The following is a 14,932-nucleotide window of genomic DNA, read 5'->3' on the forward strand; positions in this document are numbered from 1 at the left end:
GGGATATATATTCTTATTGGAATAGATTCGTTTATACTTGTGTTTCAAGATCAGCAGACATTACATCATTAGTGAAAGTTGAAGAGCGATTTCCGGTTTAGGAAATCGCTCTTTCAGGTTTAAATCATTTATTTAACATATGAAAAACTTGCTCAACGTCCTTATCGCCACGACCTGAGATATTAATAATAATAATGTCATCAGTTGTAAGAGTAGGCGCTAGTTTTAGTGCATGGGCAACTGCATGAGAGCTTTCGAGTGCAGGAATAATACCTTCTACCTTCGATAGCACCTGAAATGCCTCTAGGACTTCTTCATTTGTCACGGTAACATACTCTGCACGACCAATTGTTTTTAAGTGACTGTGCTCAGGTCCCGCACCTGGGTAATCTAACCCTGCGGCAATCGAGTATGTTGGTAGAGGGTTTCCCTCTGCGTCCTGTAGCACTAAGCATTTGAAGCCGTGCAGTTCTCCAGGCGTTCCTTCGTTAAGTGTAGCAGCTTGATCTGGCTCTATTCCGATAAGACGAACATTTTTATCAGCAATAAACTCTGCGAATGCCCCTATAGCATTACTTCCACCGCCAACACAGGCTAGGACAGCGGTTGGTAGTTTTCCTTCTTTCTCCAAAATTTGCTCGCGGCTTTCGCGGCTAATAACTGATTGGAAATGTTTAACCATTGAGGGGAATGGGTGCGGCCCAACAGCAGAGCCCAATAAATAAAATGTCGTTTCGTAGTTTGCCACCAAATCAGCGAATGCTTCATCAACGGCATCCTTTAAACGTCCTTGCCCCTTATCAACAGCTACTACCTTTGCTCCAAGAAGCTCCATTCGAAATACATTTAATGCCTGACGTTTAGTATCCTCTAACCCCATATAAATAGTACAATCCATCCCGAACATGGCACAGGCAGTAGCGGTTGCCACACCGTGTTGTCCTGCACCGGTTTCAGCAATAACGCGATTTGCTCCCATACGTTTTGCTAATAAAATTTGACCCAATACATTATTGATTTTATGTGAGCCCGTATGGTTAAGATCCTCACGCTTTAAATATATTTTTGCGCCAGCCAATTGCTTTGTTAAATTTTCTGCAAAATAAAGAGGGGATTTGCGACCGACATATTCATTGAAATAATAATTCAATTCTGTATTAAAGTCTGCATCATCTTTGAATTTTTGGAAATTTTCATCCAAAATAGTTAATACATGCTGAAGCTCCTCTGGAACGAAGCTTCCACCAAATTCTCCGAAATATCCTTTATTCTCTGCTACTGTACTCATCTTTTCTCGACTCCTCTGCACTCATTTTTTCATAAAAAAAAGCCACTCCAATCCTCTGTAAAAAGGACGAGTAACCGTGGTGCCACCTTTATTCGCAATTGATGCGCGCTTTCTAACTCCGATAACGGGGAGCCAATCGGCCTTACATTGGAGTAAGGCTGCTCTGAAGTCCATTCACAAGTACGTACTACTGGTTTACACCGACCACCAGCTCTCTTTAAGTAACGATGCTTGCTACTACTCTTCTTCTTCGCATTTATTAGAAAGAATTGTAGAATGTTTTCAGAATATTGTCAAGAAAAAAAGACGAATCTTGTAAGACTCGTCTATTCAATCATCTCTTTAAAGTGAAGGCGTTTATTGAGTATATACATAATAGGTGCACCCACCGCTAAAACAACGAATTCACCTGCTGCCACCGTTAGCCAAGTCCAAAAGAATGGTAGCTCTAAGGCTAAATTCAATTCAAAGGCAATTATAAACATTGTACAAGTAAATAAGAATGTATTGATGATTAAGCGTGCCCAAATATTTTTAACAAATTTACAAATCAAAATGAACAAACCCAATGTAATCATAGAATGTCCAACACCAAATACTAAGTCGTAGATACCAAGTGGTGAAAAGATATTAGCAATAAATACTCCAATTATGATACCAACGGCAAAGCGTGGATTAAAGGCCACTAAATGGTTAAAAATTTCAGATACACGGAACTGCACCTCTGTAAAACCAAATGGTGCAACAAGCATCGTCACAGCAATGTATAGAGCTGCAATAATACCACTTGCTGCTAAAAACTTTATTTTCATATTCATTTCTCCTTAGTTTTTTTTCGTGGGATGGTTACGAACCACGTAGAGCAAGTGCAATCATATCAGTATTCATGCGGGTTTGTAAATAACTATGTGTAAATAATGTGTAAAATAATAAAGCGGCTAAAATATTCATTGTATTTCTCATGAATTCAATTTATCAGGAATTAGAGCTAACACCAGAAGAAGGAACAGCAATTTTTTTTGCTAACAACTTACGTAAAAAGAAAGTTTCGAAGGTTGAAATTGCGTAGGGTGAAAGTAAAAGTGAACTAGTTAGACGATGCGCTGTGATACCGAGCCAATGACGGTATTTAGTACAAATTTTCAATTACAGGGAAATCACGTTGCAATGATTGGACTGCCATTTCTAGAATTAAGAATTTATGAAATAGTCGCCGTTGTTCAGGTTTCAGCATACAACGGAACGCTCCTTGTGAATGACTGGAACAACTGCCAATACACTATCAATCATAAATGTGCGCTTGGCTTGCCTTGTAAAACAATACGCCTGAAAGGAACCGCCAACAATTTTAATTATCTTGATACGCCTTTGTGACACAGTGCCGTCTTTAGCCATATACATCATGTTCAAAAATTGATTTCGCTGCATTGCTTTTATAAGTTGTTCTTTCATCATTCCACACCTCTCAAACAAGAACATTAAATTACAAAAATACCTATATTTACCTTTATATATGTAATAATAGAATCCTATTCTACAAAAATATAATTTCAGAGGTAATTAAGAAGGAAAAAAATTTTTACTTTATTAAGTCTTTTAGTTTTATTCAGCACTACTATTTCAGTTCCTTTTGCTAGTGCAAATGAAGAAGAGTTTCTGCACTCTACCAATGCTAGCCAAATGGAAGTAGACACACAAAGTGAGTATGATTTGAAAGCGCTCGAGATAATAAAAGAATTAGAAACATCAGATGAAGGTGTTATAGTAGAAGAATATCAAGCAGAAGAATATAAGATAGATGAAGAAGTTGAGAATGCTATAATTTTAAAAAAGGGTAAAAAGCCACCCAAAAAGGATCCATCTAAATCTGGACCTGTTTACAAGACAGATAAAGAAGCAACTACAGCTGCAAAGAAACTCGGTTATACTAAAATATCAGAGACATGTGGTAAAGCTGCAATTTTCAGAAACAAAAAAGGAAAACCTGAATATATATATCGTGATATAGATGGTCATATTGGTGGAGCTTGGAAAGGTGGCTCTTCACCTAGTACTATCTGTTCAAAAGACACTAGGAGTGGTACATATGATAAAAACCTCACAAGGATTGGCGACTAAATCTATTCATACTAAGTCTGGGGTTCCCATTACTGAACCGTGGAGTTCTTCAATGTATTTTAATGCGTCAATGGAAAACCGTGTTCGATTCTTAACGGATTATTTTAAAGAAGTTCGAGTGGATGGGATTCGAAAGTTTATTAATGACCTCACACTGGATGATCCCACTGTTGATCTATTCATTTCTTTAGAATACGATAATAAAAAGAAATACATCTCTAATAACTTATCCAAGCGTATACGCTTAGTTAATTGGAAAGAATATAAACTTACAAGTGAAGAGTTTGATCTTTATGAAGGCTTTGGTAAGATTGCATTAATAAAAGATGTAGCAGTAAATGACACCATTTTATATACAATAGATGCGCTTCTCAACAAAAATAAGTGTGCCTCTAATGCTGTATTTTTTATTGTCACGAGTAAGTATTTAGTTCATTTCGGAGCGAGTGGGGACGTAATTAATATACTTTCTACAGATTCTATAAATATTAAAAACCTAAAAATGAATTATAAAGGTATTTTTGATACTTTTTATGATGAACCTTTAAGCTAACTTCAGTAATTAAATATGTAAACGCAAAAAGCCCGTCATCACTGTGATTTGAATATTAATGACGGGCATTGATTTATATTTAACGTTACGTTCAATATAAATCAATGCATACTCCAATATTTTCTCTGTTGAATAATTATCAACATCAGTATGTGGCGATGTAAATGTACCATCCGCTACTGCTTTACGAATTAAATTACGTCCTTTGTCCTCCACAGTTGATGATGTGGAAGGCTTCAGCATTTTACCGACCGCTTTTGCTAGTTGTCCTGCAATCGCTTGGCATATCTTCTCAAAGTCTCACTTGTACATTGCAACATCTACGCTATCATTTACAAAGCATACTTCAATCAAGTAACAAGGTTTATTCGTACCTTTTAGCAATCCTAAATCAGTACGAATTTTCACCCCACGATTCTGCAATCCACTCGCATTACTAATCGCATCTGTAATAGCTGTAGCTGTATCAATATTTTTCCCACTATAAATAAGTGTCTCTGTGCCGATGCCTTTGTTGTGTGTGCCTGGAACTGAATTAAAGTGAATAGACACATCAATTTCTCGGCTCGATTTATTATGTTGTGCAATCAACCATTTGATGTTTGCTGCCTGCGATTTACTCACATTATCCTCAATGTAATTTGTAATAATACCTGCTGCACGTAAAATAGACGTTACACGCTTTGCTACGTTGATTGCTTCGGTTCCTTCGTCGATTAATCCCATAGCTCCAGTATTCTTTCCTAATGTCCTGGGGAAACTGTAATCATTTATTACCACCGTCCTTATAGGTCCAAAACCTCCAGTTGTACTAACTGGAGGGTCAACTGAATCGTCGTCTCTGCTATCATGCGTAGGAGAAGTATAATCAGTTGGATCTCTCCTAGTGTCGAGTCCTCCAGTAGCAAATGGATCTCCACTCGAATCTTCGTTCCTCATTTTGTTTTTCATTTTTTTCACTTCCTTTCTCTATATTCTTCACAAAGTAAGTGTTATATACAAAAAATCAGTGAAAAGGGAAAAGAAAATGACCACCCTAAATAGAGTAGTCATAAATTTTAAATGTGTAAAAAATGTGTAAAACAAAACAGAAACTAAACTCAACTCAACTAAATCAAACTTAAATTTGTGCAAAAAGTTGTTAACTGTTGATATTGCTAGGTTTTCATTTTTAATGAAATTACTCAATGCAAGTAAGTTTAGCCCAATTTTTTCGTGGGATGGTTACGAACCACGGTGCTTTCACACAAGTCAATATTTTATTATACATATCTAGCAGAAGTCAAATGTCAGACTTTTTATCTATATGACTAAATTCGCAAAATTGTCATAAATATTTTTTACTATTTTTTAAAAAGGAATCGAATAACAAAAATAGCGTAGTTTAGCGGTTTAAAGCGTCAAATTAAATGGAATACTAAAATTTTTTGTGAAATACAAAAGTCAGAACATTCATAATGTTGTTGACGGAGCTCAATAATAACGATAATATAGCGATACATTCACACTTTGTTTGGATAAAGTGTGATAGATATTCCAGAACTTAATCGGGGGGATTAATGGTGAAGAGCAATGTCAAAAAGCTTTCATTCCTACTCTTTGGACTAGTATTACTACTGGCTGCTTGTGGTAGTGGTGGGTCTAGTTCAACAGAATCAAAGGGAAACGAAACGAATAACGCAAGTGACAGCGGGAACGCAGATGATAAAACATATAAAATCGGAATTACGCAAATTGTAGAGCATCCATCGCTAAATGCAGCGACGGAAGGCTTTAAAAAGGCGATTGAAGATGCAGGTTTAAAAGTTGAGTATGATTCACAAATCGCACAAGGCGATAATAGTCTTAACACAACGATTGCTAACAATCTAGTAAGTGCAAACGTAGATTTAATATTTGCTAACTCTACACCTTCTGCACAGGCCGCGGCAACAGCAACAAGTGATATTCCCATTATCTTCACATCTGTAACAGATGCTGTAGGTGCTCAGCTCATAGAGTCAATGGAGAAGCCAGGGAAAAATGTTACAGGTACTATCGATTTACATCCTGAAACGATTTCTAAAACAGTGGCCTTTTTAAAAGAGCTAGGTGCTAAAAACGTTGGTATGGTCTACAACGCTGGTGAGCAAAACTCCGTAGCACAGGTGAAAGAAGTAAAAAAAGTGATGGCTGAGCAAGGTCTTGAGGTTAAAGAGGCATCTGCAGCAACTTCTGCGGAAGTAAAGCAAGCCACTGAATCCTTAATTGGTAAGGTCGATGCATTCTATATTATTACGGATAATACAGTAGTTTCTGCATTAGAGTCTGTTATTGATGTAGCAAATGCCAATAAATTACCTTTAATTGTTGGAGAGCTTGACTCTGTAGCGCGTGGTGGTTTGGCGGCTTATGGTTTTGAATATTTCGATATCGGATATGAGGCTGGGCAAATGGCAGTGAAAATTTTAAAAGGTGAGGCAACACCTGCTGAAACGCCAGCGCAATTTCCACAAAATCTAAAGCTATTAATTAATAAAAAAGTAGCAGATGATTTAGGAATTGAAATTAAAGATTCTTGGGGTGCAGAACTTCTAGAAAAATAGATTGAAGCGGGGGAACCATCCCCGCTTTATCTTCATTTACAAGCAGTAGAATAATAAAGAGATTTAGGAGATGATTCAACGATGTTTTTAGCATTATTTGGCGCAGTGGAGCAAGGAATCATCTATGCAATTATGGCACTTGGTGTATATGTAACATTTCGGGTGTTAGATTTTCCGGATTTAACGGTTGATGGAAGCTTTGTAACAGGGGCGGCAACAGCAGCAACAATGGTTTTGCTTGGCTACCACCCAATCTTAGCGACTTTAGTGGCAATTGTTGCTGGATTTATTGCTGGATGTATGACAGGAATTCTTCACACAAAAGGGAAGATTAACCCACTTTTATCAGGGATTTTAATGATGATTGCTTTATATTCCATTAACCTACGGATCATGGGGTTAACTGCAGAAAATACGATAGGTCGCCCAAATATTCCATTACTAAACTCTGAAACAATATTTTCAAAGTTTCAAGCGTTTTGGAGTAATTTAGGGATTGATGATGCTCTCAACAGCCTATTAAAAGTCATGGGGATTCAGCAAGTACCAGGTACTTGGAGTGTACTAATTGTTATCGTAATTATTACGATTTTAATTAAAATAGGAGCAGATTGGTTCTTAAAAACAGAGGTTGGGCTGGCTATTCGGGCTACTGGTGATAATAAACGAATGATTCGCAGCTTCTCAGCTAATACAGATACACTTATTATTCTAGGGCTAGGACTTTCCAATGCACTTGTCGCATTTTCTGGAGCTTTAATCGCACAATATTCAAAGTTCGCTGATGTAAGTATGGGAATCGGTATGATTGTGATCGGGCTTGCATCTGTTATTATCGGGGAAGCAATTTTTGGTACAAAGACCATTATTCGTACCACTTTTGCAGTCATCGCTGGAGCTATTATTTATCGTATTATTTTAGCGCTAGCATTACGTGTAGACTTCCTGGATTCTGGCGATATGAAATTAATTACAGCTATCATTGTCATTTTGGCGTTGATTTTGCCTCAATTTATTAACAAGCGTAAGGAACGAAAGCGTAAGGCAAAACGAGCTGCCGAACTTACACAAGTCAAACCAGTAGAGCAAGGAGGAAAAGGCCTTGCTTAAATTACACGGTATAAATAAGGTGTTCAATGAAGGGACACCGGATGAAAAGATCGCTCTAGCAGAAATTAACTTACATTTAAAGCCTGGTGATTTTGTTACTATTATTGGGAGTAATGGGGCAGGTAAATCAACGATGATGAATATGATTTCTGGCGCCTTAACACCAGATTTTGGCACGGTCTCGATTGATGGTAACAATGTTACTCATTTGCCAGAGTATAAGCGCTCGCAATTAATCGGTCGTGTTTTCCAGGATCCAATGGCAGGGACAGCACCTGCTATGACGATTGAGGAGAATTTGGCACTAGCTTACTCCCGCAATAAGAGTAGAGGATTGAGAAGAGGTGTAGACAAGAAACGTCGTGAGTTTTTTATTGAATCGTTAGAGATGCTTGGATTAAATTTAGAAAACCGTCTTTCTGCAAAGGTTGGGTTACTTTCAGGTGGGGAACGACAAGCTTTGTCTCTCTTAATGGCCACTTTTACAAAGCCATCCATATTATTGTTAGATGAGCATACAGCTGCGCTGGATCCTTCACGTGCAGAACTAATCACCCGCATTACAAAGTATTTAGTAGAAAAAGATCATTTGACGACATTGATGGTTACGCATAATATGCAACAAGCTTTAGATTTAGGGAATCGTCTAATTATGATGGATAAAGGTCAGATTATTTTAGAAGTTGGAGAAAATCGTAAACATGAATTAACGATACCTGATTTAATGGCTGAATTTGAACGCATTCGTGGAGAGAAAATGAATTCGGACCGTGCTTTATTAGGATAAAGGTATATCGTTCATACATTCGTATGAGTATAAGACTATAGGCAAACTCAATGACATTTGGGTTTGCCTATAGTTTTTTCATTTACAATGATGTGAGGGTCGTGCTTCTTCCCTCGCTCCATTCATCTATATAAATGGTTGAGAAAGATGCTGTTGAGGTGACTCTCAAATATTTAAACATAGAAAAAGCCTCACTTGCTAAAAGTGAGACTCCTTCTTTTAGACGAGTAGGCCAAATAGCTGAATATCATTGTTAACTTCTTTATATTTGAAGCCAAACTCATTCATTCTCGCTAGTAATCCCTCGTAATCCGATCGATCGCCGAGCTCAATACCCACTAGAGCAGGGCCGCTTTCTTTATTGTTTTTCTTAGTATATTCAAAGGTAGTAATATCATCATTAGGACCGAGTACGCTAGTTAGGAATTGACGAAGTGCGCCTGCCCGTTGAGGGAAGCTAACGATGAAGTAGTAAAGTAAACCTTCATGAATAAGAGACTTTTCTTTAATTTCCTGCATTCGGCCAATATCGTTATTCCCACCACTGATGATAACTACGACAGACTTTCCTTTGATTTCTTCTTTATAAAAATCAAGAGCTGCGACTGACAATGCACCGGCAGGCTCAGCAATAATCGCATGCTTATTATACAAATCTAAAATGGTTGTACATACTTTTCCTTCAGGTACAAGAATAATGTCATCTAAATAACGGCGACAAACATCATAAGTATGATGACCGACACACTTTACAGCAGCTCCATCGACAAATTTGTCAATCCAATCAAGAGCAACTGTGCCACCTTCAGCAAAGGCAGCCTTCATACTGCCAGCACCGGCAGGCTCTACACCAATAATTTTGCTAGATGGAGAAAGGTTTTTAATATAGGCAGAAACACCAGACATTAAGCCACCACCACCGATACTGCCAAAAACGTAGTCGATTGGCTCTTCCATATCATTCATGATTTCTACCGCCACAGTTCCTTGCCCAGCAATAACATCGAAATCGTCAAATGGATGAATGAAGATTTTACCTTGTTCTTCACAGAAGCTTAGTGCGCTTTCAGCAGAGTCATCGAACGTATCACCCGCTAAAATAATTTCCACATACTCACGTCCAAACATACGCACTTGGTCTATTTTTTGCTTAGGTGTAGTTTGAGGCATAAAAATGCTAGCTTGAATTTTTAATTGGGCACAGGCATAAGCTACACCCTGTGCGTGGTTGCCTGCGCTGGCACAAACAACGCCAACATTGCGCGCTTCTTCCTCGATTTTTTTAATTTTATAATAGGCGCCACGAAGCTTGAATGAGCGTACATGTTGTAAATCCTCGCGTTTAAAATAAATATTTGCACCATATTTCTCTGATAAATAGTCGTTTCTTTGTAGAGGTGTATGCACAACTACGTCTTTTAAAAAATGGTGTGCAATGAGAACATTCTCCACTTGCACGGTTCTAGTATCAGCAACTTCCATAGTATTCATCCTCCATTTTACGTTTAAAACATTTATCTATGATAGCACACTTTATTTGCTTTTTGGACTTAATTTTTAGTAAATTCTAAATTTTCCGTGTCCATTTTGTTATGTAAGCGTTTTATCTTAATTCAACATACTTTTTATATCAAAAAAGGTATCAAACACGGTCATATATCACTTCTATGATAGTGCTCCTACTAGCAAATCACGTTTAAAAAAGAGCTCTTTTTAGAGGGGTGTCCACAATATCTTTGATCAAAAAAATACAATTTTCATATCAAAATTGGTCAAGCATATACTAGATTAGCTTAGGACAAGTGGGAGGGTAAGCAGTGGAAATCATTCAAGGAATTCTATCTACATATAGTCAGTTTTTTGATTGGGCAATGTGGAAGGAAGTATTAGTGGACCCTGTATCCTGGGGACTAATATTTTCCTTAATTATTATTGAAGGATTGCTATCAGCAGATAATGCACTTGTATTAGCAGTACTTGTCAAACATTTGCCGGATAAGCAACGAAAACGAGCTTTAATGTATGGGATGCTAGGAGCCTACTTTTTTAGATTTTTATTTATTGGAATAGGGGTTTATCTTGTAGAGTTTTGGTTTATTAAAGTGTTAGGAGCGTTGTATTTAGGATGGCTTTGTATCGCTCATTTTCTTCAAATTGGAAATGAGGATAGTGTGAAGGTGGTAAAAAAATCAGGCTTGATGGTTCGTTTCTTTGGGACCTTTTGGGCAACAGTTATTTCCGTAGAGCTGATGGATATTGCTTTTTCTATTGATTCAATATTTGCTGCCTTTGCTGTTTCAGATCAAGTATGGGTGCTTTTAATTGGAGGTATGTTAGGAATCTTAATGATGAGAACAATAGCGGGTGTATTTTTAATTATGATCGAAAAAGTACCTGAGCTAGAAGCAACTGCTTTCATCATTATTGGGGTAATAGGGTTAAAAATGTTAGTAAGTGTTGTTAATCTTCATATACCTCATTATTTTTTCTTCCTGTTTTTATTGATTGCCTTTTCCATCACGTTTATCGTGCATAAAGTAAATAAAGTAAATAAAGTAAAATCTACCTAATAAAATGAGGCTCTGTTCTCCAATCATAAGAGGACAGAACCTTTTATTTATTTTACATATTTATCAGGATCAATAATGTAGAATCTTTCAACATTTAGCCAGCTCTCGCTCATCGGTTCACCATCATCAATGCGCTTTTCTGTTTCTTGCATCATCCAACCAGTTTGTGATGCGTGTGCCTGTAAAGCTTGTAATTTATCCATTCGCATTTCGCGAATATCATAGACCACATGAGGTTCGCCATTTTTTTCAATAGTATCGTTTGCGAAGGCACAGCCAAATACTTGCGGACGTGCAGCCTTAGGCATGCGACGTACAGCTTCAACGACAGCACGTGCGGTTGCTTCATGATCTGGATGTACCGCAAAACCAGGTAGGAACGTAATAATTAATGAAGGCATTAGCTCTTCAATTAAACCTTCTACCAGCTTCACCATCTTCTCATCGTCTTCAAATTCGATTGTTTTATCACGAAGACCCATCATACGTAAATCTTGAATACCCATTGCTTCAACGGCTGCAATTAATTCTTTACGACGTATTTCTGGTAATGATTCGCGCGTTGCAAAGGGAGGATTACCTAAATTACGGCCCATTTCACCTAATGTTAAGCAGGCATATGTAACAGGTGTATTCATTTTTTTTGTATAGTAGGCAATCGTGCCAGCAACTGAAAAAGCCTCATCATCTGGGTGAGGGTACACAATTAAAATATGACGTTGTGGTTGTAAATTCAAAGAGTCGTCCCCCTTAGTAAGTAAATGGCGTTTCACTTATTTCAAGCGCAATCGCCAATTTTCCAGAGTAATCTAATCCAGCCATTAATAAACGGCCTAAATCATCTAATTCATAATGAGTAATACCTTGTGCATAAACCCAGCCATGAGGTAATTTTAATCCAACACGATGAGGTGTCTTGTCTACAACTTTAGCAAGTTCATAATTAATTTTTGCGTTGCGTATAAAGGCACCTGCATTAAAGAACTTTTCATCATAATGTGCTGCATAAGATCCGTTTGTCGTCTCAAGATGAATATAAACGTCTTTGTTGGCAAAAGAATTTAGTAATTCTTGCAACGTCTCTACTTGTACTTCTTGCATCTTAACACTCCTCTCGATCATTTCTCCTTTAAGTATAGTAAAAAAAATTAGCAAAGGGAAATTGATTGCTTCATACGTACAAATTAATGATTTGTGTAACTTACATCCCTCCCACATAATTTCATCTAGATTAATCTAATTCTAAATCAGGGCAAGATGAATCATTAACTATTAATCTATGACAAGTTTCCAAGCAATATTCTTGAAAAAATTATTGTAATGTATCAATATAAGGGGTGTGAAAAAATATGTACAAAATGTGTCGTTTTGTATACGGTTTCACACCTGAAAGATATTGCAACCATAGCTTCTTCCTAAATCGTGTGTAGACAGCACAAAATGCTAAAGGATGGCAAAACTAGGTAAAAACGAATTCTATCTTGGTACAATAGATGACGTTCCTTCAGCATCTCAGATTGTGCTGTAGAATAGGGAGAAGAATGAAGCTCATTATCATAGTATAATAAAAACCGCGTTTCTCTTTATGACGGAGATTCGCGGTTTTTTATTAAAATTACGGATAGGCTATGTATTGGTTAGAACCGATTAAGCTTTCTTTCGATCGTTTCTAAACGATTATTGACATTTTGCAACTGTTTAAACATTTGTCTCATATATAGATTTTGATCTTGATTTTCGGTCTTTTTTTCTTGTGCTAGTTCTTCTTCCTCCTGAAGTGCCATTATTGTGGCGAGGGTGGACAATGAGTAGCCGAGTGTTAAGACAATGGAAGCTAGTACTTCTACTTTTGAAGAGGTTATTTCTCCAGCTAATAAACCTGATTCTTCAGTTAAGTTCTCTGCCTTATGTTTTTTCATTTTTTTCCCTCCCATCTAAAGCTAATATATGGGGGATGAAGTCCTAACGTATCTTGTCCGATTTTTTATCTTTAGTCAGCAAAAACTCTAGAAAATAACGCATTATTTGTTTTGTAGTAGTGGTATTTAAATAATTACGTTTTTTTCTCATAGTGTTAGGTAATATTTTCAGCGAGTTACTGGATGTGAGTATGGCTGAGGTGACTTAGAAACCTCCCTTGTGTAAAAAGGGATGTCTCTATCTTTGAGACATCCCGTTCACATGGTTATATTTCAGTCACTGTTACTTGTGGAGCACCAAAGCGGGATTTTGCACCATGCATGACAGGACCAACGTAATCGTTAAGAGCCCAACCATGTGCAATGGCTGCGGATACAAACTCTTTTGCTTCAATAACAGAATCCATAACAGACCGTCCATTTGCCAGATTTGCAGTAACAGAAGCAGCAAAAGTACAGCCTGCCCCATGGTTATTTGTAGAAGCGATTTTTTCAGATTCTAATAAATAGAATGTTTGTCCATCGAAGAATAGATCTGTTGCTTTTTCAGTGGCTAATGCTTTCCCGCCTTTAATGACTACAGCTTTAGCTCCTAGTTCATGGATTTTTCGTGCGGCTGTTTTCATTTCATCAATCGTTTTTGGAGTACCTGTACCAGCCAATTGACCAGCTTCAAAAAGATTTGGAGTTGTGACTGCTGCTAATGGTAAAAGATGTTGTATCATTGCATCTGTATTGCCAGGATTTAGAACTTCATCGTCACCTTTACAAATCATAACGGGATCAATGACAACATTTGTAGTACCTGATGTTGCAATAGCTTCTCCAGCTAGACGAATAATTTCTTCCGTAGATAGCATGCCAGTTTTGATAGCATCAATTCCTGTTGAAAGAGCAGTATCGATTTGTTTTTGTAAAAGTTCAGTTGGTAATGGTGTAACATTGTGTGTCCAACCATTCGGGTCCATTGTTACAACAACTGTTAATGCCACCATACCGTACGTACCGTGCTCTTGAAATGTTTTAAGATCGGCTTGCATACCTGCGCCACCGGATGTATCTGAACCAGCAATTGTTAATGTTTTTTTTAGAGTCATGAAAAGATCTCCTTTATTGTTGAGAGTGTTAAAATTACCATTTAGTATAGTCTTATTCTGATTCTATAAAAATAGTCAGAATTAGATAATTTTAAATGGTCAGTTTGAACTGAGGCTTGAATTCAAGGTTGGTTTTTTGTACCGTTGTAAGAAAAGAAAGGGGCTTAAAGGACAATGAAACAAGTATTCCCGAATGATTGGCAAGAAATACTTGCAGACGAGTTAGAAAAACCATACTATCATGCGCTACGTCAATTTATTGCTAATGAATATTCAACGCAAACTATTTATCCGCCCATGCAGGATGTGATGAATGCATTTTATACAACAGCTTATCAAGATGTGAAGGTCATTATTTTAGGACAAGACCCATACCATGGTCCTAATCAAGCACATGGCTTAAGCTTTTCAGTCAAGCCAGGTATCCCGCATCCACCTAGCTTACGAAATATGTTACAAGAACTACAAGATGATCTAGGCTGTCCTATTCCTCAAGATGGGACCTTGACGAAGTGGGCAGAACAAGGTGTCATGCTTTTGAATACAGTGCTTACTGTACGAGCAGGACAGGCGAATTCCCATAAAGATCAAGGCTGGGAGCAGTTCACTGATGCGGTTATCGATAAACTAGCCGCAAGAGAGGAGCCACTTATTTTTGTACTATGGGGTAAACCAGCGCAGCGAAAAAAACAATTAATTTGTAAACATGCAACGCCCCATGTCATATTAGAAGCACCACATCCTAGCCCGTTAAGTGCTTATCGAGGATTTTTTGGTAGTAAACCTTATTCAAAGATTAACCAACAATTAGTGGAATGGGATAAACGACCAATAGATTGGTGTTTAGCATAGATTGGCACAAATCGTTTACTTTATACACTACATAAATCGTGATACAGTTAGAA

General features: G+C 37.4%; 17 protein-coding genes, 1 riboswitch and 1 other annotated feature. Of the genes, 7 read left to right on the forward strand and 10 right to left on the reverse strand.

The features are described 5' to 3' along the window. Positions 1-124: 124 nt before the first annotated feature. The 3 genes from trpB to ACP3VS_RS13610 form a co-directional block, all read right to left on the reverse strand. A complete protein-coding gene (trpB, locus tag ACP3VS_RS13600; protein ID WP_031418434.1) occupies positions 125-1,288 on the reverse strand; it encodes a tryptophan synthase subunit beta in 1,164 nt (387 codons plus the stop codon). Positions 1,289-1,347: 59 nt separating this feature from the next. After that, positions 1,348-1,548, reverse strand: a binding site (T-box leader). 66 nt (positions 1,549-1,614) lie between these two features. Then, positions 1,615-2,100, reverse strand: coding sequence for a QueT transporter family protein (locus ACP3VS_RS13605; RefSeq protein ID WP_031418436.1), 486 nt, complete (start codon positions 2,098-2,100; stop codon positions 1,615-1,617). Between the two features lie 6 nt (positions 2,101-2,106). Next, positions 2,107-2,151, reverse strand: a riboswitch (PreQ1 riboswitch). 364 nt (positions 2,152-2,515) lie between these two features. Beyond that, the gene (locus ACP3VS_RS13610; RefSeq protein WP_031418437.1) at positions 2,516-2,740 is read right to left on the reverse strand and encodes a transcriptional regulator; all 225 of its coding nucleotides are present in this window, start codon (positions 2,738-2,740) and stop codon (positions 2,516-2,518) included. A gap of 228 nt (positions 2,741-2,968) precedes the next feature. On the opposite strand from ACP3VS_RS13610, the gene ACP3VS_RS13615 reads away from it, so the two are divergent. Together ACP3VS_RS13615 and ACP3VS_RS13620 are read left to right on the forward strand one after the other, a co-directional pair. Further along, positions 2,969-3,406 carry a toxin C-terminal domain-containing protein gene (locus tag ACP3VS_RS13615; RefSeq protein ID WP_426388945.1) on the forward strand — a complete coding sequence of 146 codons (438 nt, stop codon included), beginning with the start codon at positions 2,969-2,971 and terminating at the stop codon, positions 3,404-3,406. Next, positions 3,375-3,959, forward strand: a complete 585-nt coding sequence (locus tag ACP3VS_RS13620) for a hypothetical protein (RefSeq protein ID WP_031418441.1) — start codon at positions 3,375-3,377, stop codon at positions 3,957-3,959. The genes ACP3VS_RS13615 and ACP3VS_RS13620 overlap by 32 nt, the downstream gene beginning before the upstream one ends. A 9-nt stretch (positions 3,960-3,968) precedes the next feature. Here ACP3VS_RS13620 and ACP3VS_RS13625 read toward each other — a convergent pair whose 3' ends face one another. Both ACP3VS_RS13625 and ACP3VS_RS13630 read right to left on the reverse strand, forming a co-directional pair. Next, entirely contained in the window at positions 3,969-4,202 is a 234-nt protein-coding gene (locus ACP3VS_RS13625) for a hypothetical protein (protein ID WP_426388946.1), read from the reverse strand. Between the two features lie 57 nt (positions 4,203-4,259). After that, positions 4,260-4,910, reverse strand: a complete 651-nt coding sequence (locus ACP3VS_RS13630) for an N-acetylmuramoyl-L-alanine amidase (RefSeq protein ID WP_426388948.1) — start codon at positions 4,908-4,910, stop codon at positions 4,260-4,262. 611 nt (positions 4,911-5,521) lie between these two features. Between ACP3VS_RS13630 and ACP3VS_RS13635 the strand changes: the two genes are divergently transcribed. The 3 genes from ACP3VS_RS13635 to ACP3VS_RS13645 all read left to right on the forward strand — a co-directional run bounded on the left by ACP3VS_RS13635 (position 5,522) and on the right by ACP3VS_RS13645 (position 8,441). Beyond that, positions 5,522-6,544, forward strand: a complete 1,023-nt coding sequence (locus ACP3VS_RS13635) for an ABC transporter substrate-binding protein (protein WP_031418444.1) — start codon at positions 5,522-5,524, stop codon at positions 6,542-6,544. An 81-nt stretch (positions 6,545-6,625) separates the two neighbouring features. Further along, the gene (locus tag ACP3VS_RS13640) at positions 6,626-7,654 is read left to right on the forward strand and encodes an ABC transporter permease (RefSeq protein ID WP_012292688.1); all 1,029 of its coding nucleotides are present in this window, start codon (positions 6,626-6,628) and stop codon (positions 7,652-7,654) included. After that, a complete protein-coding gene (locus ACP3VS_RS13645) occupies positions 7,647-8,441 on the forward strand; it encodes an ABC transporter ATP-binding protein (protein WP_031418445.1) in 795 nt (264 codons plus the stop codon). The genes ACP3VS_RS13640 and ACP3VS_RS13645 overlap by 8 nt, the downstream gene beginning before the upstream one ends. A gap of 219 nt (positions 8,442-8,660) precedes the next feature. Here the strand turns inward: ACP3VS_RS13645 and ilvA are convergent, their stop codons facing one another. Next, positions 8,661-9,923, reverse strand: a complete 1,263-nt coding sequence (gene ilvA / locus ACP3VS_RS13650; protein WP_012292690.1) for a threonine ammonia-lyase IlvA — start codon at positions 9,921-9,923, stop codon at positions 8,661-8,663. Between the two features lie 335 nt (positions 9,924-10,258). On the opposite strand from ilvA, the gene ACP3VS_RS13655 reads away from it, so the two are divergent. Continuing rightward, positions 10,259-11,011 carry a TerC family protein gene (locus ACP3VS_RS13655; protein WP_031418446.1) on the forward strand — a complete coding sequence of 251 codons (753 nt, stop codon included), beginning with the start codon at positions 10,259-10,261 and terminating at the stop codon, positions 11,009-11,011. A gap of 47 nt (positions 11,012-11,058) precedes the next feature. Here ACP3VS_RS13655 and bshB2 read toward each other — a convergent pair whose 3' ends face one another. The 4 genes from bshB2 to thiD all read right to left on the reverse strand — a co-directional run bounded on the left by bshB2 (position 11,059) and on the right by thiD (position 14,027). Beyond that, the gene (gene bshB2 / locus ACP3VS_RS13660) at positions 11,059-11,748 is read right to left on the reverse strand and encodes a bacillithiol biosynthesis deacetylase BshB2 (protein WP_012292692.1); all 690 of its coding nucleotides are present in this window, start codon (positions 11,746-11,748) and stop codon (positions 11,059-11,061) included. Positions 11,749-11,761: 13 nt separating this feature from the next. Further along, complete coding sequence (locus ACP3VS_RS13665) at positions 11,762-12,112, reverse strand: YojF family protein (RefSeq protein ID WP_008176033.1); 351 nt, start codon at positions 12,110-12,112, stop codon at positions 11,762-11,764. Positions 12,113-12,648: 536 nt separating this feature from the next. Next, positions 12,649-12,930: a hypothetical protein gene (locus ACP3VS_RS13670; RefSeq protein WP_031418447.1), complete on the reverse strand. Its 282-nt coding sequence runs from the start codon at positions 12,928-12,930 to the stop codon at positions 12,649-12,651. A 266-nt stretch (positions 12,931-13,196) separates the two neighbouring features. After that, entirely contained in the window at positions 13,197-14,027 is an 831-nt protein-coding gene (gene thiD, locus ACP3VS_RS13675; protein ID WP_197149102.1) for a bifunctional hydroxymethylpyrimidine kinase/phosphomethylpyrimidine kinase, read from the reverse strand. Positions 14,028-14,201: 174 nt separating this feature from the next. On the opposite strand from thiD, the gene ACP3VS_RS13680 reads away from it, so the two are divergent. After that, entirely contained in the window at positions 14,202-14,879 is a 678-nt protein-coding gene (locus tag ACP3VS_RS13680; protein WP_031418449.1) for a uracil-DNA glycosylase, read from the forward strand. Positions 14,880-14,932 lie beyond the last annotated feature (53 nt).

The organism is Lysinibacillus sp. VIII_CA, assembly GCF_049943995.1.
GTDB classification, from domain to species: domain Bacteria; phylum Bacillota; class Bacilli; order Bacillales_A; family Planococcaceae; genus Lysinibacillus; species Lysinibacillus pinottii.